Source organism: Streptococcus sp. Z554 (assembly GCF_053010305.1).
The window spans coordinates 14,731-38,904 of the sequence record NZ_JBRKNV010000007.1; the positions used below are offsets into that span (position 1 = coordinate 14,731).

Sequence of the window (24,174 nt, forward strand, 5' to 3'; positions counted from 1 at the left end):
ATAAGTTAGTGAGATGGTATTTTTACAACTAGACTCGGCTTAGTCTAACATTATTCCTAATGCTGGTCAGTCTACTTATTTTTTCTTTGCGTTTTGCTGAATAGAAGTAGAAATTCTTTTGTTCATGCAGTTACCATCCCTTACAATGACTTTGTTTTCGATCACCAGAGTTTCTCTACAAAGATTTTGGTCCAATTTGTCCAGCTTTTTAGAGAAGTATATCTACTCTTTCTTCTCCCAAAATAGAAAGAAATCGGATTTGTCCTGTTACCTTGCGTTAAGCAAGGTTTTTTGTGGAATAGTACTGGGAAATTTACGATTTCGTTTTGGAGTGGTATAATATTAACTATCCTGATGAATAGAGGAACTCAAATGAAAGAATTTAACAAATCAATAAAATTAGAGCATGTGGCTTATGATATCCGTGGTCCAGTTTTGGAAGAAGCCATGCGCATGCGAGCAAATGGTGAAAAGATTTTGCGTCTAAATACAGGAAACCCAGCTGAGTTTGGCTTTACAGCACCAGATGAGGTTATACACGACTTGATTATGAATGCCCGTGATAGTGAAGGTTATTCAGATTCAAAAGGGATTTTTTCGGCTCGTAAGGCGATTATGCAATATTGCCAACTGAAAAACTTCCCAAATGTAGGTATCGATGATATCTATCTTGGAAATGGGGTTAGTGAGTTGATTGTCATGTCCATGCAAGGTCTCTTGGATAACGGCGATGAAGTCTTGGTTCCTATGCCTGACTATCCACTTTGGACAGCGGCAGTCAGCTTGGCTGGGGGAAATGCCGTTCACTACGTCTGTGATGAAGAAGCGGAATGGTATCCAGACCTAGATGACATTAAGTCTAAGATTAGTTCAAATACTAAGGCCATTGTTTTGATCAATCCGAATAACCCAACGGGGGCTCTCTATCCTAAAGAACTCTTACTAGATATCATCGAGATTGCTCGTCAAAATGACTTGATTATCTTTGCGGATGAAATTTACGACCGTATGGTTATGGATGGGAATGTCCACACACCAGTCGCAAGTTTGGCTCCAGACCTTTTCTGTGTCAGCATGAATGGTCTGTCTAAATCTCACCGTATCGCTGGGTTCCGTGTTGGTTGGATGGTCTTGTCTGGACCTAAACATCATGTAAAGGGCTACATTGAAGGTCTCAACATGCTTTCAAACATGCGACTTTGTTCGAATGTGCTTGCTCAACAGGTTGTTCAAACTTCACTAGGTGGTCACCAGTCAGTGGATGAGTTGCTTCTTCCTGGTGGTCGTATCTATGAACAAAGAAACTTTATTTATAATGCCATTCAAGATATCCCTGGCTTATCAGCTGTTAAGCCAAAAGCGGGTCTTTATATCTTCCCTAAAATCGACCGCAATATGTATCGTATCGATGACGATGAACAATTTGTCCTCAATTTCTTGAAACAAGAAAAAGTGCTTTTGGTACATGGACGTGGCTTTAACTGGAAAGAACCAGATCACTTCCGAATCGTTTATCTACCACGTGTCGATGAGTTGGCCCAAATACAGGAAAAGATGACTCGCTTCTTGAAGCAGTATCGTAGATAAGGCTTTCATAGCAAAAAAGCTGGAAACATTTGTCAGAGCTATTGACAAATACGTAAGAATCAGATAGAATAGTAAAGTATGTTTAGTAACTGATCACTTTATAGCCGGCTAAACGAATACAAAATCTATGAGGAGGTATTCATCGTGAAACGTACTTATCAACCAAGTAAACTTCGTCGTGCGCGCAAACACGGATTCCGTAACCGTATGTCAACTAAAAACGGTCGTCGCGTATTGGCAGCTCGTCGTCGTAAAGGACGCAAAGTTTTGGCTGCATAATCCAAACAAATGAAACAAAGAAGTCAGTAGGAACTCGAGCCTACTGACTTTTCTGTTTATCTAAAAGAGAGAAACTTCTATGGCAATTGATGTAATCTGAAAACTGTAGAAGATGCATTGGAAAGATGATCAATAGAAAAAGCTCAAAATCAGGAGGGGATTTCTCTGATTTTGAGCTTTTCTTTATTCTTTCAAATGATAAGAGTAGCTAGCCACGATGACATCTTCGTGCCATCTGAGAGCATATTTTAATTTAAGGCTCATTTGATTGTGGAGGATATTTTGCCAAGGTTTGTTAGGGATAAATTGGGGTACTAGAACTGTAACCGTGTAGTTCTTTTTCTTGGCTTCTTGAGAAATCTTTCGAACATATCGAACTGTAGGTGTGATGATATCGCGATAGCTGGTATTAATGTTTTTTAGAGTGATATTTGGGAAGTAGTCGGCAAATTCTTGGAGGATTTCTTGGTCTTTTTCCTCAGTTTCCTTAGTGGAAATGTGCATGGCCAAAACTTCATCTCCGATGCTTTGAGCGTAATTAATCGCTCCGACGCTTACTCGAGTAACATTTCCTACTAAGACAAGAACGACATTGCCATCGTAGGTTTTCTTTTGAATTCCTTCATAAAGTCGAAGTTGTTTGGCCACTTTTTGGTAATGACTGTGGATGGACAGAAATAGGAAGGTCAATACCAGGATAATTGGGAAGAATGGCCAGATATCTCCAAGCCTGAAGAGGAGTAGAATAAGGACAATGGCGTAACAAATGATAGCGCCGAGGATGTTAGCAAAGGCAGATTTTAAGAAATGAGAGCCTTTTTCTTTTTTCCAGTGGCGAATCATCCCTGTTTGAGAAAGTGCAAAGGGGACGAAAACTCCGATAGTATAAAGAGGGATTAAGCGTTCTGTGTTTCCATTGAAAATAAGCAGAAGGATTATAGCACCAAAAGCTAAGGTTAAAATACCGTTTGAGTAACCAAGGCGGTCTCCCTTTTCCATAAAGAGATGGGGCATGTACTTGTTCTTAGCCATATTGTAAGCCAACATTGGAAAGGCAGAAAAACCAGTATTTGCAGCAACAGCTAGGATTAGGGCAGTTGAGAATTGGAAGAGATAATAAACAATCTGACCGAGAGCTGAATCCCCTAAAATCCCTTTAGCCATTTGTGAGAGGATTGTTTCTCCGTGTTGAGGTGTAATCCCCATCCAGTAGTTTAAGAAGGTAATCCCTGCAAATAGAAATCCAAGAATCAGAGACATGATGGTCAATGTTTGAGCTGCGTTTTTTTCTTTGGGGGTCTTGAAAAATGGAACGGCATTTGAGATAGCTTCAACTCCAGTTAGTGAGGCCGAACCGCTGGTAAAGGCTCTTAAAATTAGGACAATTGACAGACTTGGGACAGTTTGACCAATTGCAGAAGTTGCATGATAACTGAGAGAACCTGTCAATAGTTGGAAGAAACCAAACAATAAGAGGAAGACCGTACTAAAGATAAAGAGATAGACTGGGATCATCAGAGAGCTTGCGGATTCCTTTAGTCCTCGTAGATTTAAAAGCATGAGCAAACATACTAGAAAAATGGAGATGTGGAGGTTGTAAGGATGGAGGGCAGGAAGTGCAGCTGTGATAGCATCAGCTCCTGCTGCCACTGATACGGCTACTGTTAGCATATAGTCAACAAGCAGACTTCCCCCAGCAATCAAACCTAACTCAGGGGAGAGGTTTTCTCGAGTAACCATATAGGCACCTCCACCTTGAGGGTAGGCATGGATGATTTGTCTATAAGAAATGGTCAGGCTAGCTAATAGTAAGAGGACAAAAATGCCGATAGGCAGACTCCACCAGATAGCAAGCGGAGAAAGGCTGGCCAATACGAGAACGACCTGCTCAGGCCCGTACGCAATAGATGATAGAGCATCGCTTGATAGCATTGCGAGTGCCTGCGTTTTTCCAAGTAGTCCTCCCTCGCCTTCAGTTAAGGACTTAAGGGGACGACCAATAAAGGTATATTTTAGTTTTGTAAACATTTTCTTTCCTTTTCTGAAAATTTCAACAAGAGTTATTATACTGCTATGAAAAAAAGCCGTCAAGAAAAAATGAATGATTTCAAAACATTTTTTCCTATAAGGATGAGACTAGTTTTTTTGGTATAATAGAAGGTAGAAAAAACGAGGAAATATAAATGATTTTTGATACTCATACCCACTTGAATGTGGAAGAATTTTTGGGACGCGAAGAAGAAGAACTTGCCTTAGCGACTGAAATGGGCGTAACTCGGATGAATATTGTTGGCTTTGACAAACCGACCATTGAGCGTGCTCTTGAACTAGTGGACAAGTATGACCAACTCTATGCGACGATTGGCTGGCATCCAACGGAAGCAGGGACATATACAGAGGATGTTGAGTCTTACTTGCTAGAAAAACTAAAACATCCAAAAGTTGTTGCCTTGGGCGAGATTGGTTTGGACTACCACTGGATGACGGCATCTAAGGAAGTTCAAGAAAAGGTTTTTCGTCGTCAGATTCAGCTGTCTAAGGAACTGGACTTACCTTTTGTGGTTCACACCCGTGATGCGCTTGAAGATACTTATGAGATTATCAAGAGTGAAGGAGTTGGTCCTCGTGGCGGCATCATGCATTCCTTCTCAGGTTCTTTGGATTGGGCGGAGAAGTTTGTAGATCTTGGGATGACTATTTCCTTTTCTGGAGTGGTGACTTTCAAGAAGGCAACAGACATTCAGGAAGCAGCCAAAGAGTTACCTTTGGATAAGATTTTGGTAGAAACGGATGCACCTTATTTAGCCCCAGTACCCAAGCGTGGTCGTGAAAACAAGACAGCTTACACGCGCTATGTAGTAGACTTTATTGCGGACTTGCGTGGTATGACAACAGAAGATTTGGCAGTTGCGACAAGTACCAATGCAGAAGGCATCTTTGGATTGGAACGTAAATCATGAAAGAGAAAATATCCCAAGTTATCGTAGTCGAAGGACGTGATGATACGGCAAATCTAAAACGTTATTTTGATGTAGCGACTTATGAGACTCGTGGATCTGCTATCAATGAGCAGGACCTGGAGCGTATCCAACGTCTACATGAACGTCATGGAGTAATTGTTTTTACAGACCCTGATTTTAATGGGGAGCGGATTCGTCGGATGATTATGACGGCCATTCCGACAGTGCAACACGCCTTTCTCAAACGTGATGAAGCAGTTCCTAAGTCCAAGACCAAGGGACGTTCCTTAGGAATCGAGCATGCTAGTTATGAAGACTTGAAGACAGCTTTGGCACAAGTTACCGAGCAGTTTGAAGCAGAAAATGACTTTGATATTAGCCGTAGTGACTTGATTCGTCTGGGTTTCCTAGCGGGAGCGGATAGCCGAAAACGCAGAGAATATCTAGGAGAAAGCCTTCGCATCGGCTATTCCAATGGCAAACAACTTCTCAAGCGTTTAGAATTATTTGGAATCAGCTTGGCAGAAATTGAAGAGGCCATGAAATATTATGAGAATTGAGAAACTCCCCCAAAATAGCGAGGGAATATGATACAATAGAAGTAATCGTATACGGTTTAATCAGGCTTGGTTGCAAGCATTAGAAAAACGACTCCATAGAATTTGTGTTGAGTGGAGATAATGAGGAAAATTTATGGGAATCTTTGATTATTTGAAAAAGACTGAAGCGGAAGAAGAGTCTAAAAACAATGCATGTGTGGGAGTTTTGGACTTTCTCCCAATGAAGGAAACGAATCAATTGTTGATTGTTGGGAGTTTAGAAGGGACTCTCAAGGTTGGGGATCAGTTGCAGTTTTGCAATCCTGACCAAGGAATGGAAGCTCTTGGTACTGTAGAAGTCAAAAAGCTCAGTAGTCAAAACAAAGATGCAGACAGTCTAACGGATGAAGTTCTCGCACATCTAGTGGTTGATAGGGATCCTTCCTTGCCTAAACTTAAAAAGGGAAGTGTGCTCTATAGCTCAGGCATTGATGAAGAGCAAAGATTATCTAGCTACTCAGATGCTCTGTATCGTGCTTTTGTAGCCATCCAAGAGGGCCAGTTGACCAATGAAGACTATTTGGCAGCTAGCCTTGATGACAGTGTAGAGATTTTACGTCTCTTTTTATGGAAATGCCGTCAAAATCAGGAAACTGAAAGCGAAGAAAGCTACCAATCCAACACTCGCAAGTTAGAACGTCTAGCGGAAATCGTTAAAGATAAGCTTTTAGAAGCAGATTCAGTTTATGCAGTTTATTCGGAAAAAACAGGCGAACCTTACCTCTTTTCAACTACTTATGATAGAGGTGAGGAAGGTTATCTGTGTACTGATCCCATGATCATGCTTTTGACCCCATCTTGGTATCGCCAATTCAAGGAAACCATTGAAAGTCGACCAAACTCAGTCGTCAAACTGATTGAAAATACAGAAGATAAAAAAGGAATTGAAAATTTCCTTGGGACAGCCTTTTACTTAAATGGTGCCCTGGGAGTAATCTTTAATTCTAAGGAAGTCAGTATCAGTGCTTCAGCCTTGGTCCAAAAACCAGATTTCTCTGATTTGCCAGAAATACAAGTTCCTGTCATGAATCCCGACCTAATGAGATGGATGCTCTTGATGGGGCAGATGGAACAACCGACTACAGAAGAGCAAAAACTAGTTTATGGGCTTTACTACAAGTTCTTTTCTATGGCTATGCCTAAGGCAAAATTCTTGCTTCCATTAGATGCAACATCAGGATTTCCAGAGGATAATTCAGAAGGAAATTCCTTTGTTTTGGAAAAAGATGCAAACTTTAATATACCCGTTAGAGAAGGAAAAGATGGACGAAATTCTGTCCCAGTCTTTACCGATTGGAAGCGTCTGCGAATGGTCTTTGATGAAAAGTGGAATGGCATGATTGAAGAAGCTGGAGGCATGATTGAAGGATTTGACTATGCCATAAATCCAACGGAGTATTATGAAGCAGGTGCTTATGTTAGTCTAACAGCTTTTAAAGAAATGCAAGAGCTAAGTGAGAGACAAGAAGGAAGAGCTCAAGATTAGAAAGTTCTTTTGCATTAAAACTACAGAGTTTTTTAACTCTTGTTTGCAGCACTAAACTTCTTCAAAGATTTTGAAAGGAAACCATATGGCAAATAGAAGCTATATTTATTTAAAAAATGGGGATGAAGCACGTATTTTAGCGGAGGGCGTCTACACAATCCCTTATTTTTGGCAATTATTTTGGGATGAAGAAGATTTAAGAACTTCCATTTCTCTCTGGGAAACAGCAGAAAAACTCGAAGAAGATGAAGAACAAGCAGAAAAGTTTTACCAAGAGCAGAATGTAGATATCTTACTTCCGATTGAAAAATTCCAGCAGAATGCCCTCCAAAACCGCTCTTTTTTAGAAGAGAGTGCCCCGCAAGCCTTGCAACTCTATGATGACTTTGTTCGTTATATTCTTGCAAATGTCAAAGACGATGATGTGCTTGGCTTTGATGTTTTGGAGGTGGTTTTTATGGACCAAGTGTCTGTAGTCGCGGATAAACTGTTAAAAAATATCCGAGCTATTCAGGAAAATCAACCAAAAGATTTAGATTTTTGTCTAACGGATAAGAACTTAATTGGCCTTGCTATGGGTTTCCCTGATTATTATGCCTCAGAATTATTACCAGAAGACAATATTCTAGATTCGGTTGCCTATCAGGATGAATGGAAGAAAATGAACCCCCAAGAAGATAAAAAACAGCTTGATATGACTGGAGCCGATACAAAAGGGAACAAACATCGTGTTCTATTTGTATTTTGTATTTTGTTGGCAGGAATTATGTGGTTTCTATATATTATTTTTAGCTAATAATTAGAAAAGAGAATAAATGAGAATTGCAGATTATAGCGTGACCAAGGCAGTGCTGGAGCGTCACGGTTTTACCTTTAAAAAATCCTTTGGGCAAAATTTCCTGACGGATACCAATATCCTGCAAAAAATCGTGGATACGGCTGAAGTTGATGACCAGGTTAATGTTATCGAAATTGGTCCAGGGATTGGTGCCTTGACTGAATTTTTGGCGGAGCGTGCAGCAGAAGTCATGGCTTTTGAGATTGACCACCGTTTGGTACCGATTTTGGCAGATACCCTGCGTGATTTTGACAATGTGACCGTAGTCAACGAGGATATTCTCAAGGTCGATTTGGCGCAGCATATCCAGAATTTCAAAAATCCTGATTTGCCAATCAAGGTAGTAGCCAACTTGCCTTACTACATTACGACGCCTATTCTCATGCATTTAATCGAGAGTGGCATTCCTTTTAGCGAGTTTGTGGTCATGATGCAAAAAGAGGTGGCGGATCGTATCTCTGCTCAACCAAATACCAAGGCCTACGGTAGCTTGTCCATTGCTGTGCAGTATTACATGACGGCTAAGGTTGCCTTTATCGTACCTCGGACGGTTTTTGTGCCAGCGCCAAACGTGGACTCAGCTATCCTAAAAATGGTACGTCGTCCAGAGCCAGCGGTTGTGGTAGAAGATGAGAACTTCTTCTTTAAGGTTTCTAAGGCCAGCTTCACTCACCGCCGCAAGACCTTGTGGAACAACTTGACAGGTTACTTTGGGAAGTCTGAGGAAGTTAAGGATAAATTGACCAAGGCTTTGGATCAGGCTGGACTGGCACCAAGTGTACGTGGTGAAGCTCTCAGCTTGGCAGAATTTGCTAGCCTAGCAGATGCACTTAAAGGACAAGGACTCTAAGATGCAGGGACAAATCATTAAAGCCTTGGCTGGCTTCTACTATGTGGAGAGTGATGACCAGGTTTATCAAACACGCGCGCGTGGGAATTTTCGTAAAAAAGGCCACACACCCTACGTTGGGGATTGGGTAGAATTTTCTGCGGAAGAGAACTCAGAAGGTTATATTTTAGAAATTCAGGAACGAAAAAATAGTCTGGTTCGTCCGCCTATTGTCAATATTGACCAAGCCGTTGTCATTATGTCAGTTAAAGAACCTGACTTTAATAGCAACTTGTTGGATCGGTTCTTGGTTCTCTTGGAACATAAGGGCATCCATCCCATCGTTTATATTTCTAAAATGGACCTCTTGTCGGATCGAGGAGAGTTGGATTTTTACGAGCAAACCTATCGTGCTATTGGTTACGACTTTGTGACCGGTAAGGAAGAGCTCTTGCCACTATTGACAAAGAAGGTGACAGTCTTTATGGGGCAGACAGGTGTTGGTAAGTCAACCCTTCTTAATAAAATCGCACCTGACCTCAATCTAGAGACGGGAGAAATCTCTGATAGTCTAGGTCGTGGTCGTCATACCACTCGAGCTGTTAGTTTTTACAATCTCAATGGTGGGAAAATCGCAGACACGCCAGGATTTTCATCTCTGGATTATGAAGTGGCAACAGCAGAAGACCTCAATCAGGCCTTTCCAGAAATTGCCTCTGTTAGCCGAGATTGTAAGTTCCGTACTTGTACGCATACTCATGAGCCATCTTGCGCAGTCAAACCAGCAGTCGAAGAGGGTATCATTGCGACCTTCCGTTTTGATAACTACTTGCAATTCCTAAGTGAAATTGAGAATCGCAGAGAAACTTATAAAAAAGTCAGCAAAAAAATTCCAAAATAAGGAGAAACCAATGTCTCAATACAAGATTGCTCCGTCAATTCTGGCAGCAGATTATGCCAACTTTGAACGTGAAATCAAACGCCTAGAAGCAACTGGTGCAGAATACGCCCATATCGATATCATGGATGGTCACTTTGTGCCACAAATCAGCTTTGGTGCAGGTGTGGTCGAAAGTCTTCGCCCCCATAGTAAGATGGTCTTTGATTGTCACTTGATGGTCTCTAATCCAGAGCATCATTTAGAAGACTTTGCGCGTGCAGGTGCAGATATCATCAGTATTCATGTAGAGGCAACACCTCATATTCATGGCGCTCTCCAAAAGATTCGTTCTCTAGGTGTCAAGCCATCGGTTGTGATCAATCCTGGAACACCAGTTGAGGCTATCAAGCATGTCCTTCATCTAGTTGATCAAGTTTTGGTCATGACGGTGAATCCTGGATTTGGTGGGCAAGCCTTTCTACCTGAAACCATGGATAAGATTCGTGAGCTAGTTCTCCTTCGTGAGGAAAAAGGCTTGAACTTTGAGATTGAAGTGGATGGCGGGATTGATGACAAAACGATTGCTCAAGCCAAAGAAGCTGGTGCTACAGTCTTTGTAGCAGGATCCTATGTCTTTAAAGGAGATGTCGATGAACGAGTGCAAGCTCTCCGAAAACAACTGGACTAAGGTTGCAGTTTTTGCTGGTGGAGACCGAGGACATTATCGGACAGATTTTGATTGTTTTGTTGGTGTGGATCGAGGATCGCTCTGGGTGTTGGAGGAAAAACTTCCTCTTGCTCTAGCCGTTGGGGATTTTGATTCTGTTACTGTAGAAGAGCGTGAAGTAATTAAAAAACAAACTCAGTACTTTATTCAAGCCCAGCCAGAAAAAGATGATACCGATCTAGAACTAGCACTTTTAACGATTTTCGAAAAGAACCCTCAAGCACAGGTGACCATTTTTGGTGCCCTAGGTGGTCGCATCGATCATATGCTGGCCAATGTCTTTCTACCCAGCAATCCCAAATTGGCCCCCTATATGCGCCAAATAGAGATTGAGGATGGGCAAAACTTGATTAGCTATTGTCCAGAAGGTACCAGTCAACTAAAACCACGTTCGGACTATAATTATCTTGCTTTTATGCCTGTAAGGGATAGTCAGTTGACTATTATCGGAGCCAAGTATGAACTGACGGAGGCAAATTTTTTCTTTAAGAAAGTTTACGCTTCTAACGAATATATAGATAGGGAAGTTTCGGTGACTTGCCCAGATGGCTATGTGGTTGTACTGCATAGCAAGGACAGGAGATAGGATGGAGATTATATTACTACTGTTATTAATAGCCAACCTAGCCGGCCTCTTTCTTATTTGGCAAAGGCAGGACAAGCAGGAGAAATATCTGACCAAAAGTTTAGAAGACCAGGCAGATAACCTTTCAGACCAGTTAGATTATCGATTTGAGCAAGCGCGACAAGCAAGTCAGCTTGACCAAAAAAATCTAGAAGTGGCTGTTAGCGACCGTTTGCAGGAGGTGCGAATCGAATTGCACCAAGGTCTGACTCAGGTTCGACAGGAGATGAATGAAAATCTCCTCCAAACCAGAGATAAGACTGACCAAAGACTACAAGCCTTGCAGGAGTCAAATGAGCAACGCTTGGAACAAATGCGTCAAACGGTCGAGGAAAAGCTAGAAAAGACCTTACAGACACGCTTGCAAGCGTCTTTTGAGACAGTCTCCAAACAACTGGAATCTGTCAATCGTGGCCTTGGAGAAATGCAGACGGTTGCCCGTGATGTCGGTGCCCTTAATAAGGTCTTATCTGGCACAAAAACTCGAGGAATTCTAGGAGAATTACAACTGGGGCAAATCATAGAGGATATCATGACACCTGCCCAGTATGAACGAGAATTTGCAACGGTTGAAAATTCGAGTGAACGTGTGGAATACGCCATCAAGTTGCCTGGGCAAGGCGACCAAGAATATGTCTATTTGCCGATTGACTCTAAGTTTCCACTGGCGGATTATTACCGCTTAGAAGAAGCTTATGAAGCAGGTGACAAGGATGAAATCGAACGTTGTCGTAAATCTCTCCTAGCAAGTGTTAAGCGCTTTGCTAAGGATATCAAGAGCAAGTATCTGGCGCCACCTCGGACGACAAATTTTGGAGTCTTGTTTGTTCCAACAGAAGGTCTTTACTCAGAAATTGTTCGTAATCCTGTCTTCTTTGATGATTTGAGACGGGAGGAGCAGATTATCGTTGCAGGGCCAAGTACCTTGTCCGCGCTTCTTAACTCCCTATCAGTTGGCTTTAAGACTCTAAACATTCAAAAGAGTGCTGATCATATCAGTAAAACCCTTGCTAGTGTCAAAACCGAATTTGGCAAGTTTGGTGGTATTTTGGTTAAAGCGCAAAAACACCTCCAACATGCCTCTGGCAATATTGATGAATTACTAAACCGTCGTACTACAGCTATCGAGCGGACGCTCCGTCACATTGAGTTATCAGAAGGTGAGCCAGAGCTTGATCTACTCCAGTTCCAAGAAAATGAGGAAGAATATGAAGATTAGTCACATGAAAAAAGATGAGCTTTTTGAAGGCTTTTACCTGATCAAGTCAGCTGACTTAAGACAGACACGTGCTGGGAAAAACTACCTAGCCTTTACCTTCCAAGATGATAGTGGGGAAATCGAAGGGAAACTCTGGGATGCCCAACCTCACAATGTTGAGGCCTTTACTGCAGGGAAAGTTGTCCACATGCAGGGGCGTCGTGAAGTTTACAACAATACTCCACAGGTAAATCAAATCACCCTTCGCTTACCTCAGCCTGGTGAACCCAATGACCCAGCAGACTTCAAGGTAAAATCCCCAGTAGATGTAAAGGAAATCCGCGAGTATATGGCACAGATGATTTTCAAGATTGAAAATCCTATCTGGCAACGTATCGTTCGGAGTCTTTACACCAAATATGATAAGGAATTCTACTCCTATCCAGCAGCAAAAACCAACCACCATGCCTTTGAGACAGGACTTGCTTATCATACTGCCACTATGGTTCGTTTAGCTGAAGCAATCGCAGATGTGTATCCACAGCTGAATAAGAGCTTGCTCTACGCTGGCATTATGTTGCATGACCTAGCCAAGGTTATTGAGTTGACTGGTCCCGATCAGACAGAGTACACAGTAAGAGGCAATCTTATCGGCCATATCGCTTTGATTGATAGCGAAATTACTAAAGCTACAATGGAACTTGGCATCGATGACACTCGAGAAGAAGTCGTTCTCCTACGTCATGTTATCCTCAGTCACCATGGATTACTCGAGTATGGTAGTCCTGTTCGTCCTCGTGTGATGGAAGCTGAAATCATTCATATGATTGATAATTTAGATGCTAGCATGATGATGATGTCGACAGCTCTGGCCCTTGTTGATGAGGGAGAAATGACCAATAAAGTCTTTGCTATGGACAATCGTTCTTTCTACAAGCCAAAATTAGACTAGAAACTAAAAAAATGAGCTTTATTTAGGTAATAAAGTTCGTTTTTTTGCTTTAGTGTGATATAATGAGAAAAAGACTAATAAAAAAGAATGGTGAATAACTAATGAAATTAAGAAGAAGTGATCGGATGGTTGTTATTTCCAATTACTTGATTAACAATCCATACAAATTAACCAGTCTCAATACCTTTGCGGAAAAGTATGAATCTGCTAAATCTTCTATTTCAGAAGATATTGTCATTATTAAACGTGCCTTCGAAGAGATTGAAATCGGCCATATTCAAACAGTGACAGGTGCTGGTGGCGGTGTTATTTTCACACCATCTATCTCTACCCTTGAGTCTAAAACAATCATCGAAGAACTTCGCAACAAATTGTCAGAGAGTGACCGTATTCTTCCAGGTGGTTACATTTATTTGTCTGACCTATTAAGTACTCCGGCTATTTTAAAAAACATTGGACGTATTATTGCCAAGAGCTTTATGGATCAAAAGATTGATGCTGTGATGACTGTTGCGACCAAAGGAGTTCCGCTTGCAAATGCAGTTGCAAATGTTCTCAATGTACCTTTTGTCATTGTCCGTCGTGACTTGAAAATTACAGAAGGTTCAACTGTGAGTGTTAACTATGTTTCAGGTTCTAGCGACCGTATTGAAAAAATGTTCCTTTCAAAACGGAGTCTTAAAGCAGGAAGTCGTGTCTTGATTGTTGATGATTTCTTGAAAGGCGGAGGAACGATTAACGGTATGATTAGCCTTTTGACAGAGTTTGATTCTGAGTTAGCTGGTGTAGCTGTCTTTGCTGACAATGCGCAGGAAGATCGTGAACAGCAATTTGACTATAAATCACTCTTAAAAGTTACCAATATTGATGTGAAGAACCAACAAATTGCTGTTGAAGTTGGAAATATCTTTGAAACAGAAAAATAAGAATTGATTTGAAATACAAAGGTTGGAACTTTCGTCCCAGCCTTTCTTTGATAATGGATATGAAGGAGTCCTATGAAAACACCATTTATTAAACGTGAAGCCTTAGAAAAGATCGCTGAAGAGTTTCCAACACCCTTCCATCTCTACGATGAAAAAGGCATCCGCGAGAAAGCACGCGCAGTAAACAAGGCCTTTTCTTGGAATAAGGGTTTTAAAGAATACTTCGCTGTAAAAGCGACCCCAACTCCAGCTATCTTGAAGATTCTGCAAGAAGAAGGATGTGGAGTGGATTGTTCTAGTTATGTAGAGCTCTTGATGAGTCACAAACTAGGATTTTCTGGTTCCGATATGATGTTCTCATCCAACAATACCCCAGACCAAGAGTACGCCTATGCTCGTGAACTGGGGGCTACAATCAACTTGGATGCCTTTGAAGATATTGAACATTTGGAGCGTGCAGCTGGGATTCCCGAGATTATCTCTTGCCGTTACAATCCAGGTGGAGTGTTTGAACTAGGAACGGATATTATGGATAATCCTGGGGAAGCTAAGTTCGGGATGACCAAGGAACAGCTCTTTGAAGCCTTTGCTATCTTGAAAGAAAAGGGAGCGAAAACCTTTGGGATTCATTCCTTCCTAGCTTCCAATACTGTTACTCATCTCTATTATCCAGAATTAGCCCGTCAGCTCTTTGACTTGGCCGTAGAAATCAAGGATAAATTGGGGATTTCACTAGATTTTATCAATCTTTCTGGAGGGATCGGAGTCAACTACCGTCCAGACCAGGAGCCAAATGATATTGCTGTGATTGGTGAGGGAGTTCGTCAGGTTTATGAAGAAGTCCTCACACCAGCAGGTCTTGGTCAGGTGAAGATTTTTACAGAACTAGGGCGCTTTATGTTGGCACCCCATGGAGTTCTAGTTACAAGAGTAACTCATAAAAAGAAAACCTACCGAACTTATCTCGGAGTAGATGCATCAGCTGTCAATCTTATGAGACCAGCTATGTATGGGGCCTATCACCACATCACAAATATGATGAATCCTGATGGTCAGACGGAAGTCGTTGATGTTGTTGGTTCACTCTGTGAAAACAACGACAAGTTTGCCGTTAATCGTGAATTACCTCAAACAGAAATTGGCGATCTATTCGTGATTCATGATACAGGTGCCCATGGTTTTTCTATGGGCTACCAGTACAATGCCAAACTTCGTTCAGCAGAGGTTCTCTACACAGAGGACGGAGGTACGCGACTAATCCGCAGAGCAGAGCGACCAGAGGACTATTTTGCAACTCTCTATGGATTTGACTTTGACAAAGACTAGAAGAATTTATGAAAATCATGAAAGTTGAAAGTGAAAAACAGATTGTTTTCTAAAAAATAGACAAAATCTATTGTTTTTCCTTTCAAGCGTGATATAATAAAATTATGAAACGGTTTCAAGGAAGGTGGCGTTATGTCTGAAGAAACAATTGACTATGGACAAGTGACAGGAATGGTGCATTCGACAGAGAGTTTTGGGGCGGTAGATGGTCCTGGGATTCGTTTTATTGTCTTTTTGCAAGGTTGCCAGATGCGTTGTCAGTATTGCCATAACCCTGATACATGGGCTATGGAAAGCAATAAATCTCGTGAAAGAACAGTAGATGATGTCTTAGAAGAAGCACTTCGTTTCCGTGGTTTCTGGGGTGATAAGGGTGGAATTACTGTCAGTGGAGGAGAAGCTCTCTTGCAGATTGATTTCCTAATTGCTCTCTTTACAAAAGCGAAAGAAAAAGGTATTCATTGTACTCTAGACACCTGTGCTCTACCTTTCCGTAACAAGCCTCGCTACCTCGAAAAATTTGATAAACTGATGGCTGTGACTGATTTGGTTCTTCTTGATATTAAAGAAATTAATGATGCTCAACATAGAATTGTAACTAGTCAAACCAACAAAAACATCTTGGCATGTGCGCAGTACTTGTCAGATATTGGGAAACCGGTTTGGATTCGTCACGTGTTAGTGCCAGGATTGACAGACCGCGATGAAGATTTGATTGAACTCGGTAAGTTCGTAAAAACTCTTAAGAATGTGGATAAGTTTGAGATTTTGCCTTACCACACTATGGGTGAGTTCAAGTGGCGTGAACTTGGAATTCCTTATTCGCTTGAAGGGGTGAAACCTCCGACAGCAGAACGTGTGAAAAACGCTAAGGAATTGATGGATACAGAAAGTTATCAAGATTACATGAAACGTGTTCATGGATAAAAAGAAGCCTGATGGAAACATCGGGCTTTTCTGATATGAAAAAGAGAGTGGGACAGAAATCGTTCATTCGTTAGAATTCGATTTCGTCGTCCCACCTCCGCACAGTTGAGTAGGGCTGTAAAAGATGATGAAATCAGCCTAGTAGAGCCCACTCAACCACTGCGTCTTGCTCGACAATCCAAAGACAATTTAGAGGCTAGGACTTTTGTCCCAGCCTCCTTTTATTCTTATCTAGAATGTTGTTTTCCAGAATTGCGTTTTTTGTTTTTTTTCTTGTTAGAAGTTGAGATAACTGCTGCGGATTCAGGAGTTACATCTTTACGAGCACCTGAAATTTTGTTCGCTTTTGGTGGGTTCTTTGCAAATTCTTCGCGTACTCTTTTACGAAGTTTTGGTCGGATAATGTAGTTGACGATAAATTGTTGAAGGATCATCATGAAACCACCGACAACCCAGTAAAGCGTAACGCTGGCTGGTGAGAAGATAGAGAACATGACAATCATCATTGGACTCATGTAAATCATCTTCTTAAGTTGTTCTCTTTGAGTCTCGTCTTCAACTCCGTGTAGAGAAAGGAGTGATTGGACGTAGTAGAGAATACCTGCGCAGGCGATAAGAATCCAACTTGGAGAACCAAGTGCAATGCCTAAGAAGCTAGCTTCAGAAACACCTTCTGTATGTTGAGCAGCAAAGTAAATCGCTGAGAAGAAAGGCATTTGGATGAGGAGAGGGAAGCATCCTACTCCGCCAAACATGCTGATACCGTGTTCTTTTTGAGCAGCAAAGAGAGCTTGTTGGGCTTCCAGTTTTTCTTCTTGAGTTGTTGCCTCTTTCAGACGAGTCTGATGTGGCTCAAGAACATGCTTAAGGGCGTTCATCTTTTCAGAATGAAGTGTTGCCTTCCATGATTGGTAGATACCAAGCGGCAAAATAATCAAGCGGACGATAATGGTTACGATAATAATAGCAACCCCGAAGCCTAGCCCTTTATCAGTAGCGAAGTACTTGATAGCTTCAGCCATAGGTGCCCCTATAGTATTCCAAATAAATCCTGTTGGTTGTCCGGTTGCTTTATCAACCTGGACACAGCCTGTTAAGACTAATAGCATAGCCACTCCCATGATAGAGAGGGCGATTCGTTTAATTGATTTCACTGTTTTAATTCCTTCTTAAAAAATTATACCTTTCTATTCTACTGTTTTTTTTGAAAATATACAATAGTTCTAGAGACCTAATTTGCGACTTTGAAGTCTGAATAGGATGGGAAGTTACTCATTTGCACATCTAGGTAGGTTACTTTTGAGAAGGGAGTTGGACCTTTTCGGATTTCTTGGATAAACTTAGCCATGATGGCTGAAGACTCTGCTTGGGCAAGAATTTCAACAGTTCCATCATCGTTGTTCCATACACGACCAGTGATGCCACCTAGTTGGAGGGCAAGGGTATAGACACCCCATCGGAAACCAACTCCTTGGACACGACCTTGGGCAATCATTTTCACCTTTTGCATACCAAACCTCCTTGATTGTGTTATAATATTTCTATGACTATTATAACCTCAAAAGCCAATTCTGTGGTAAAAAATGCCAAGAAATTACATCAAAAAAAATATCGAAAGTCTTCTTATTTAATTGAAGGATGGCATTTGTTTGAAGAGGCTGTTCAAGCAGGTGCAAAGATTGAGAGAATTTTTACCCTTGCAGAGTATGAGGAAAAACTCATTGACTATCCTCAGACTGTCTTTGTGACCGAAGAAATCTTGTTTAATTTGGCAGATTCTCAAACGCCTCAGAGCATTGTTGCTATTGTTCAAAAGGAAGAGGAGCGGTTGCCGGATTTGAGCCAAGGGAAGTATCTCTTTTTAGAAGATGTGCAAGATCCGGGAAATGTTGGCACAATGATCCGAACGGCAGATGCAGCAGGATTTTCGGGAGTCATTGTCTCAAGCAAGTCGGCGGATATATATAGCTTGAAAACCCTCCGTTCGATGCAGGGCAGTCATTTCCATTTACCGATTTATCGGATGCCTGTTGAACCCTTTGTAGAAGAGGCTAAAAAGAGCAATTTACCAATTCTGGCAACTACCTTATCACAAAACTCTAAAGATTATCGTGAGCTTTCTCGACTGGAGAATTTTGCCTTAGTCATGGGAAATGAAGGTCAAGGCATTAGTCCATTCATGGCAGACCAAGCAGACCAACTGGTTCATATCAGCATGAAGGGGCAGGCGGAAAGTCTTAATGTTGCCATCGCGGCAGGTATACTCATGTTTTATTTGAGTTAAATTGTTTTATTTTTGTTATAATCAGTAAAAAGATTTCATAAGGAGAAAAAATATGAATCAAACAATTATTCAAGAACGTTCAGGTTTGAATCAATTTTATGCAAAAGTCTATGCTTTTGTTGGGATTGGAATTGCTCTATCTGCTCTTGTTTCAGCCTTAATGTTAACAACCTTCCAAGATCTTCTTGTACAGTTAATGTTCAATGCACGTGTATGGTTAATCGTGACAGGAATTGTTGAAGTGGCTCTAGTGATTTTTGCAAGTGGTTTAGCAGCAAAGAATAGTCCAGCAACTCTTCCGATATTCCTACTATATTCAGTGGTCAATGGCTTTTCACTAAGCTTCATTGTGTCGCTTTATCTTCCTGGGACAGTTTTGACAGCCTTTATTTCCAGTGCAGCTCTCTTCTTTGTTATGGCTATCGTAGGAGTAGTCATCAAAAAGGATTTGAGTGGGATCGGTCGTGCTTTGATTGCAGCCTTATTTGGTTTGATACTAGCCATGGTTGTCAATATTTTCTTAAATAGTGACCTGATGGACTATATCATTAGTATCATTATGGTTCTTGTCTTCTCAGGGTTGATTGCTTGGGATAATCAAAAAATTCGTTATGTTTACGAAGAGTCAGACGGTCAGGTAGCTACAGGTTGGGCAATTTCTTTAGCGCTTAGCCTCTACCTCGACTTCATCAACCTCTTCCTTAGCTTCTTGCGAATCTTTGGAAGAGACAATTAATACTTTTAGAGCTCAAATGAGCTCTTTTTTAATTTTTACTTTCATTTTTAATGACAAAAAGGTATAATCTTTTTATTATTCAAAAGGAGCAACGTATGAAGAAAAGTTTTATCCATCAGCAAGAAGAGATTTCCTTTGTAAAAAATACCTTTACTCAATATTTGAAAGATAAGTTAGAAGTAGTCGAAGTACAGGGACCAATCTTGAGCAAGGTTGGGGACGGGATGCAGGATAACCTTTCAGGTATTGAACACCCGGTATCTGTTAAAGTTCTGCAAATCCCAAATGAAACCTATGAGGTGGTGCATTCGCTTGCTAAGTGGAAACGCCATACCTTGGCACGTTTTGGTTTTGGTGAAGGAGAAGGCCTCTTCGTTCACATGAAGGCTCTTCGTCCGGATGAAGATTCACTAGATGCGACTCACTCAGTCTATGTGGACCAGTGGGACTGGGAAAAAGTTATTCCAAATGGGCAACGCAATCTAGCCTATCTCAAGGAAACAGTTGAAAAGATTTACAAGGCTATTCGTTTAACAGAGTTGGCAGTTGAAGCTCGCTATGATATTGAGTCAATCTTGCCAAAGCAAATTACCTTTATCCATACTGAAGAATTGGTAGAACGCTACCCAGATCTGACTCCAAAAGAGCGTGAAAATGCTATTTGTAAAGAGTTTGGTGCGGTCTTCTTGATTGGTATCGGTGGTGTATTGTCAGATGGAAAACCTCATGATGGACGTGCACCTGACTATGATGACTGGACAACAGAAACTGAAAATGGCTATCATGGCTTGAATGGAGATATCCTTGTTTGGAATGATAACTTGGGAGCGGCCTTTGAGTTATCTTCAATGGGAATCCGTGTTGACGAAGACACCCTTCGCCGTCAAGTTGCGATTACAGGTGATGAAGATCGCTTATCCCTAGAATGGCATAAAGCACTTTTAAATGGGCTCTTCCCATTGACAATTGGTGGAGGTATCGGACAGTCGCGTATGGCAATGTTCTTGCTTCGGAAGAAGCACATCGGTGAAGTTCAAACCAGTGTTTGGCCACAAGAAGTCAGAGATACTTACGAAAATATTCTTTAAACAATCGAACCGAGAGGTTCGATTTTCTTATTTCATCAGAATTTGGTATAATATACCTTATGAAAATCGTATCAGGAATCTACGGAGGGCGTCCTTTAAAGACCTTGGACGGGAAAACGACGAGACCGACATCGGACAAAGTCCGAGGAGCTATCTTCAATATGATCGGCCCCTACTTTGAAGGAGGGCGTGTGCTAGATCTCTATGCTGGGAGTGGTGGCCTATCCATTGAGGCAGTTTCAAGAGGGATGTCGAGCGCTGTCCTAGTTGAGAAGGATCGCCGAGCTCAGAATATTGTGGCAGAAAATATCAGGATGACCAAGGAAACTTCTAAGTTTCAATTATTGAAAATGGAATCCAGTCGTGCATTGGAGCAAGTGGATGGTGTCTTTGACCTCATCTTTTTGGACCCTCCCTATGCAAAGGAACAAATCGTATCCGACATTGAAAAAATGGCGGAGAGAAATCTTTTTTCAGATGATGTCATGGTGGTTTGTGAAACCGATAAATCAGTAGAGCTTCCAGAAGAAATTGCCTGTTTGGGCATCTGGAAGGAAAAAATATATGGGATTAGTAAGGTGACGGTTTATGTCAGATAAAATTGGCCTATTTACAGGTTCTTTTGATCCAATGACCAATGGACACTTGGACCTTATCGAGCGTGCAAGTAAGCTCTTTGATCAATTGTATGTGGGAATTTTTTATAATCCACACAAAAATGGGTTTTTACCGATAGAAAGTCGGTTAAAGACTGTTGAAAAAGCAGTGGCACATCTAAAAAATGTTCATGTCATATCCACTCATGATGAATTAGTCGTAGATGTTGCTAGAAAACTGGGTGTAGAGGTTTTGGTGCGTGGTTTGCGTAACGCTGCGGATCTTCAGTATGAAGCCAGTTTTGATTTTTACAACCATCAATTAGCAGGAGAAATTGAGACAGTCTATCTCCATGCGCGACCAGAGCATATTTACATCAGCTCTTCAGCTGTGAGAGAACTATTGAAATTTGGTCAAGATATCAGCGAGTATGTACCAAATGCTGTCTTAGAGGAGTTAAACAATGAAGAAAAAAACTAGATGGCCCATATATCTAATCATCGGGCTTATTGTCACTTTTATCGCTTTTACGGTGCCTCTGCCTTACTACATTGAGGTGCCAGGGACTTCAGAGGATATTCGAAAGGTTTTACAGGTCAATAACCAACCGGACCAAGAAGAAGGCTCTTACCAATTTGTGACGGTTGGAGTTAAACACGCCAGAATGGTGGACTTGGTTTATGCTTGGTTAACACCTTTTACAGATATTCGTAGCGCCAAAGAAATGACTGGTGGCTCTTCAGATGCAGAATTTATGCGAATCAACCAGTTTTACATGGAAACTTCGCAAAATATGGCCAAATATCAAGGTCTGAAGGCAGCGGGTAAGGAGATAGAACTCAAATACCTGGGAGTCTATGTTTTGACCGTAACAGATAACTCAACCTTCAAGGGGATTCTCAATATTGCTGATACTGTAACAGCTGTGAACGATAAGACTTTTGAAAGTTCCAAGGAGATGGTCGATTACGTCAACTCTCAAACGCTAGGTGACAAGGTCAAGGTTACTTACCAAGAAGACGGAAAAGTCAAAACTGCTGAAGGAAAAATCATTACTCTGGAAAATGGGAAAAACGGTATCGGGATCGGTTTGATTGACCGCACAGAAGTGTCAAGCGATGTGCCAATCAAGTTTTCAACAGCTGGTATTGGTGGTCCGAGTGCTGGAATGATGTTTAGTTTATCCATCTATACTCAAATTGCAGACCCTACTCTTCGAAATGGACGCATCATTGCTGGTACAGGAAGTATCGATAGAGATGGGAATGTCGGTGATATTGGTGGAATTGACAAAAAAGTTGTTGCTGCAGCTAAAAAGGGAGCTACTGTATTCTTTGCTCCTAACAATCCAGTAACTGAAGAAGCTAAAAAAGCAGATCCCAATGCTAAAAGTAATTATGACACGGCTGTAGAAGCTGCTGAAATGATTAAAACTGATATGAAGATTGTTCCAGTTAAAACGCTTCAAGATGCAATTGACTACTTGAAAAACAACCCCTAAAATACGGTGTAAGTCCATAGACTAGCGTAGAAAAAAAGAAGATGGTATAATAGGCAGATGATTCAATTGTTTTTTACCCTCAGTAGCCATATGTTTTTTGTCTACCTGGTTTTTCAACTCTTGAAAGATTTGGTTAAATGGGATCAAATTTTGAAGGTGACTAAGGACAATGCGAGGAAGGTACGACTTTTGGTCGTATTGTGTAGTATCGGTTTGGGATATCTGATTAGTTCTTTTTTCCTAAATCTCTACCAATTATGGCAAGAAGCAGTACGGACATTATTCTAAACTCGAAAGTAAAGGAAAATAGTTATGGATAAAATTGTAGTTCGAGGTAGCGATAATCGCCTGGTCGGAAGTGTTACCATCGAGGGTGCGAAAAATGCAGTTTTACCCCTACTTGCGGCAACGATTTTAGCAAGTGAAGGAAAAACAGTTTTAAAAAATGTTCCTATCTTATCAGATGTCTTTACCATGAACCAGGTGGTTCGTGGTTTAAATGCCAAAGTAGACTTTGATCAAGAAGCACATATTGTCGAAGTTGATGCAACTGGAGACATCACTGAAGAAGCACCTTATAAGTATGTCAGCAAGATGCGTGCTTCAATTGTAGTCTTGGGTCCAATCCTAGCTAGAGTTGGTCATGCTAAAGTTTCGATGCCAGGTGGCTGTACAATTGGTAGTCGTCCGATTGACCTTCACCTTAAAGGTTTGGAGGCAATGGGGGCTCAGATTACTCAAACGGCAGGTTATATCGAAGCTAAGGCGGACCGTTTACACGGAGCTCACATCTATATGGACTTTCCTAGTGTTGGAGCAACCCAAAACTTAATGATGGCTGCGACGCTTGCTGATGGAGTCACTGTTATTGAAAATGCTGCGCGTGAGCCTGAGATTGTAGACCTAGCTGTCCTCTTAAATAAAATGGGAGCTAAAGTCAAAGGCGCAGGAACAGAAACAGTGACAATCACTGGTGTTGAAAAATTACATGGTGCAACACATAATGTTGTACAAGACCGTATTGAAGCAGGTACCTTTATGGTGGCGGCAGCCATGACAGGTGGGGATGTCTTAATTCAAGATGCTATCTGGGAACACAATCGCCCCTTGATTGCTAAATTGCAAGAAATGGGTGTTGAAGTTATTGATGAGGACGAAGGTATTCGTATCCGTTCTCAACGAGACAAACTAAAAGCAGTTCATGTCAAGACGCTTCCGCATCCAGGGTTTCCTACGGACATGCAGGCGCAGTTTACTGCTCTTATGACGGTTGCCCAAGGTGAGTCAACAATGATTGAGACAGTCTTTGAAAATCGTTTCCAACATCTAGAGGAAATGCGTCGAATGGGCTTGCACTCCGAAATCATCCGTGATACAGCTCGTATCGTTGGAGGTCAACCTCTCCAAGGGGCAGAAGTTCTGTCTACAGACCTTCGTGCAAGTGCGGCCTTGATATTGACAGGCTTAGTGGCCGAGGGTGAGACAGTTGTTGGAAAACTGGTCCATTTGGATAGAGGCTATTATCGTTTCCATGAAAAATTAGCTCAGTTAGGAGCTAATATTGAACGGGTAAGTGTGGAAGCTGATGAAGATGAATAAACAAGTATCTTATGTACTACGTAGATTTTTACTAGTTATTATTGTCCTACTTCTAGGGGTCTTAGCACTTGGGATTGGCTTGATGATTGGTTACGGTATTTTAGGCAAGGGTCAAGATCCATGGGCAATTTTAGCACCAGAAAAATGGCATGAGTTAATTGCGAAATTTACAGGAAAATGAGAGTGGGACAGAAATCGGTAATTCGTTAGAATTCGATTTCGTTATCCCA

Annotated in this window: 27 protein-coding genes; 24 read left to right on the top strand and 3 right to left on the bottom strand. The window is 41.4% G+C overall.

The genetic code is table 11. The features are described from left to right. Positions 1-372 precede the first annotated feature (372 nt). Both ACVC7R_RS06860 and rpmH read left to right on the top strand, forming a co-directional pair. On the top strand, positions 373-1,587 hold the full coding sequence (locus ACVC7R_RS06860; protein WP_049494525.1) for a pyridoxal phosphate-dependent aminotransferase: 1,215 nt from the start codon (positions 373-375) through the stop codon (positions 1,585-1,587). 144 nt (positions 1,588-1,731) lie between these two features. Further along, positions 1,732-1,866, top strand: coding sequence for a 50S ribosomal protein L34 (rpmH, locus tag ACVC7R_RS06865; protein WP_000831905.1), 135 nt, complete (start codon positions 1,732-1,734; stop codon positions 1,864-1,866). Between the two features lie 183 nt (positions 1,867-2,049). Here the strand turns inward: rpmH and ACVC7R_RS06870 are convergent, their stop codons facing one another. After that, positions 2,050-3,894 (bottom strand): APC family permease, encoded by a 1,845-nt coding sequence (locus tag ACVC7R_RS06870; protein WP_447264065.1) that lies wholly within the window; start codon positions 3,892-3,894, stop codon positions 2,050-2,052. Between the two features lie 155 nt (positions 3,895-4,049). On the opposite strand from ACVC7R_RS06870, the gene ACVC7R_RS06875 reads away from it, so the two are divergent. From ACVC7R_RS06875 to pflA, 13 genes are all read left to right on the top strand, one after another. Further along, positions 4,050-4,826 carry a TatD family hydrolase gene (locus ACVC7R_RS06875; protein ID WP_447264066.1) on the top strand — a complete coding sequence of 259 codons (777 nt, stop codon included), beginning with the start codon at positions 4,050-4,052 and terminating at the stop codon, positions 4,824-4,826. Continuing rightward, complete coding sequence (gene rnmV, locus ACVC7R_RS06880) at positions 4,823-5,386, top strand: ribonuclease M5 (RefSeq protein WP_447264067.1); 564 nt, start codon at positions 4,823-4,825, stop codon at positions 5,384-5,386. The genes ACVC7R_RS06875 and rnmV overlap by 4 nt, the downstream gene beginning before the upstream one ends. A gap of 133 nt (positions 5,387-5,519) precedes the next feature. Beyond that, entirely contained in the window at positions 5,520-6,911 is a 1,392-nt protein-coding gene (locus ACVC7R_RS06885; protein ID WP_447264068.1) for an SseB family protein, read from the top strand. An 85-nt stretch (positions 6,912-6,996) separates the two neighbouring features. Continuing rightward, the gene (locus ACVC7R_RS06890; RefSeq protein ID WP_447264069.1) at positions 6,997-7,707 is read left to right on the top strand and encodes a dimethyladenosine transferase; all 711 of its coding nucleotides are present in this window, start codon (positions 6,997-6,999) and stop codon (positions 7,705-7,707) included. A gap of 19 nt (positions 7,708-7,726) precedes the next feature. Continuing rightward, on the top strand, positions 7,727-8,599 hold the full coding sequence (gene rsmA / locus ACVC7R_RS06895; protein WP_447264070.1) for a 16S rRNA (adenine(1518)-N(6)/adenine(1519)-N(6))-dimethyltransferase RsmA: 873 nt from the start codon (positions 7,727-7,729) through the stop codon (positions 8,597-8,599). A 1-nt stretch (position 8,600) separates the two neighbouring features. Continuing rightward, a complete protein-coding gene (gene rsgA, locus ACVC7R_RS06900) occupies positions 8,601-9,479 on the top strand; it encodes a ribosome small subunit-dependent GTPase A (protein ID WP_447264137.1) in 879 nt (292 codons plus the stop codon). Positions 9,480-9,489: 10 nt separating this feature from the next. Then, positions 9,490-10,146: a ribulose-phosphate 3-epimerase gene (rpe, locus tag ACVC7R_RS06905; RefSeq protein ID WP_447264071.1), complete on the top strand. Its 657-nt coding sequence runs from the start codon at positions 9,490-9,492 to the stop codon at positions 10,144-10,146. Then, positions 10,109-10,771, top strand: a complete 663-nt coding sequence (locus ACVC7R_RS06910; RefSeq protein ID WP_447264072.1) for a thiamine diphosphokinase — start codon at positions 10,109-10,111, stop codon at positions 10,769-10,771. Before rpe ends, ACVC7R_RS06910 begins: the two co-directional genes overlap by 38 nt. 1 nt (position 10,772) lies before the next feature. Further along, positions 10,773-12,029 carry a DNA recombination protein RmuC gene (gene rmuC, locus ACVC7R_RS06915; RefSeq protein ID WP_447264073.1) on the top strand — a complete coding sequence of 419 codons (1,257 nt, stop codon included), beginning with the start codon at positions 10,773-10,775 and terminating at the stop codon, positions 12,027-12,029. Continuing rightward, entirely contained in the window at positions 12,019-12,960 is a 942-nt protein-coding gene (locus ACVC7R_RS06920) for a 3'-5' exoribonuclease YhaM family protein (RefSeq protein WP_447264074.1), read from the top strand. Before rmuC ends, ACVC7R_RS06920 begins: the two co-directional genes overlap by 11 nt. A gap of 101 nt (positions 12,961-13,061) precedes the next feature. Next, positions 13,062-13,886 carry a pur operon repressor gene (purR, locus tag ACVC7R_RS06925; RefSeq protein ID WP_447264075.1) on the top strand — a complete coding sequence of 275 codons (825 nt, stop codon included), beginning with the start codon at positions 13,062-13,064 and terminating at the stop codon, positions 13,884-13,886. A 72-nt stretch (positions 13,887-13,958) separates the two neighbouring features. Next, the gene (locus tag ACVC7R_RS06930) at positions 13,959-15,212 is read left to right on the top strand and encodes a diaminopimelate decarboxylase (RefSeq protein ID WP_447264076.1); all 1,254 of its coding nucleotides are present in this window, start codon (positions 13,959-13,961) and stop codon (positions 15,210-15,212) included. 132 nt (positions 15,213-15,344) lie between these two features. Continuing rightward, positions 15,345-16,139: a pyruvate formate-lyase-activating protein gene (pflA, locus tag ACVC7R_RS06935; protein WP_447264077.1), complete on the top strand. Its 795-nt coding sequence runs from the start codon at positions 15,345-15,347 to the stop codon at positions 16,137-16,139. 227 nt (positions 16,140-16,366) lie between these two features. Here pflA and yidC read toward each other — a convergent pair whose 3' ends face one another. Both yidC and ACVC7R_RS06945 read right to left on the bottom strand, forming a co-directional pair. Then, positions 16,367-17,293, bottom strand: a complete 927-nt coding sequence (gene yidC / locus ACVC7R_RS06940; protein WP_447264078.1) for a membrane protein insertase YidC — start codon at positions 17,291-17,293, stop codon at positions 16,367-16,369. Positions 17,294-17,370: 77 nt separating this feature from the next. Further along, entirely contained in the window at positions 17,371-17,649 is a 279-nt protein-coding gene (locus tag ACVC7R_RS06945) for an acylphosphatase (protein WP_447264079.1), read from the bottom strand. 33 nt (positions 17,650-17,682) lie between these two features. On the opposite strand from ACVC7R_RS06945, the gene ACVC7R_RS06950 reads away from it, so the two are divergent. From ACVC7R_RS06950 to ACVC7R_RS06990, 9 genes are all read left to right on the top strand, one after another. Beyond that, positions 17,683-18,423, top strand: coding sequence for a TrmH family RNA methyltransferase (locus ACVC7R_RS06950; RefSeq protein WP_447264080.1), 741 nt, complete (start codon positions 17,683-17,685; stop codon positions 18,421-18,423). A gap of 52 nt (positions 18,424-18,475) precedes the next feature. Further along, complete coding sequence (locus tag ACVC7R_RS06955) at positions 18,476-19,159, top strand: Bax inhibitor-1/YccA family protein (RefSeq protein ID WP_447264081.1); 684 nt, start codon at positions 18,476-18,478, stop codon at positions 19,157-19,159. A gap of 95 nt (positions 19,160-19,254) precedes the next feature. Then, entirely contained in the window at positions 19,255-20,247 is a 993-nt protein-coding gene (asnA, locus tag ACVC7R_RS06960) for an aspartate--ammonia ligase (protein WP_447264082.1), read from the top strand. 59 nt (positions 20,248-20,306) lie between these two features. After that, positions 20,307-20,846 carry a 16S rRNA (guanine(966)-N(2))-methyltransferase RsmD gene (gene rsmD / locus ACVC7R_RS06965; RefSeq protein WP_447264083.1) on the top strand — a complete coding sequence of 180 codons (540 nt, stop codon included), beginning with the start codon at positions 20,307-20,309 and terminating at the stop codon, positions 20,844-20,846. Then, the gene (gene coaD, locus ACVC7R_RS06970) at positions 20,836-21,324 is read left to right on the top strand and encodes a pantetheine-phosphate adenylyltransferase (protein WP_447264084.1); all 489 of its coding nucleotides are present in this window, start codon (positions 20,836-20,838) and stop codon (positions 21,322-21,324) included. Before rsmD ends, coaD begins: the two co-directional genes overlap by 11 nt. Further along, complete coding sequence (locus ACVC7R_RS06975) at positions 21,308-22,345, top strand: SepM family pheromone-processing serine protease (protein WP_447264085.1); 1,038 nt, start codon at positions 21,308-21,310, stop codon at positions 22,343-22,345. Before coaD ends, ACVC7R_RS06975 begins: the two co-directional genes overlap by 17 nt. A 57-nt stretch (positions 22,346-22,402) precedes the next feature. Beyond that, a complete protein-coding gene (locus ACVC7R_RS06980; protein ID WP_033587493.1) occupies positions 22,403-22,633 on the top strand; it encodes a DUF1146 family protein in 231 nt (76 codons plus the stop codon). 24 nt (positions 22,634-22,657) lie between these two features. Further along, on the top strand, positions 22,658-23,944 hold the full coding sequence (murA, locus tag ACVC7R_RS06985; protein WP_447264086.1) for a UDP-N-acetylglucosamine 1-carboxyvinyltransferase: 1,287 nt from the start codon (positions 22,658-22,660) through the stop codon (positions 23,942-23,944). Beyond that, the gene (locus tag ACVC7R_RS06990) at positions 23,931-24,125 is read left to right on the top strand and encodes a DNA-directed RNA polymerase subunit beta (RefSeq protein WP_029689830.1); all 195 of its coding nucleotides are present in this window, start codon (positions 23,931-23,933) and stop codon (positions 24,123-24,125) included. Before murA ends, ACVC7R_RS06990 begins: the two co-directional genes overlap by 14 nt. Positions 24,126-24,174 lie beyond the last annotated feature (49 nt).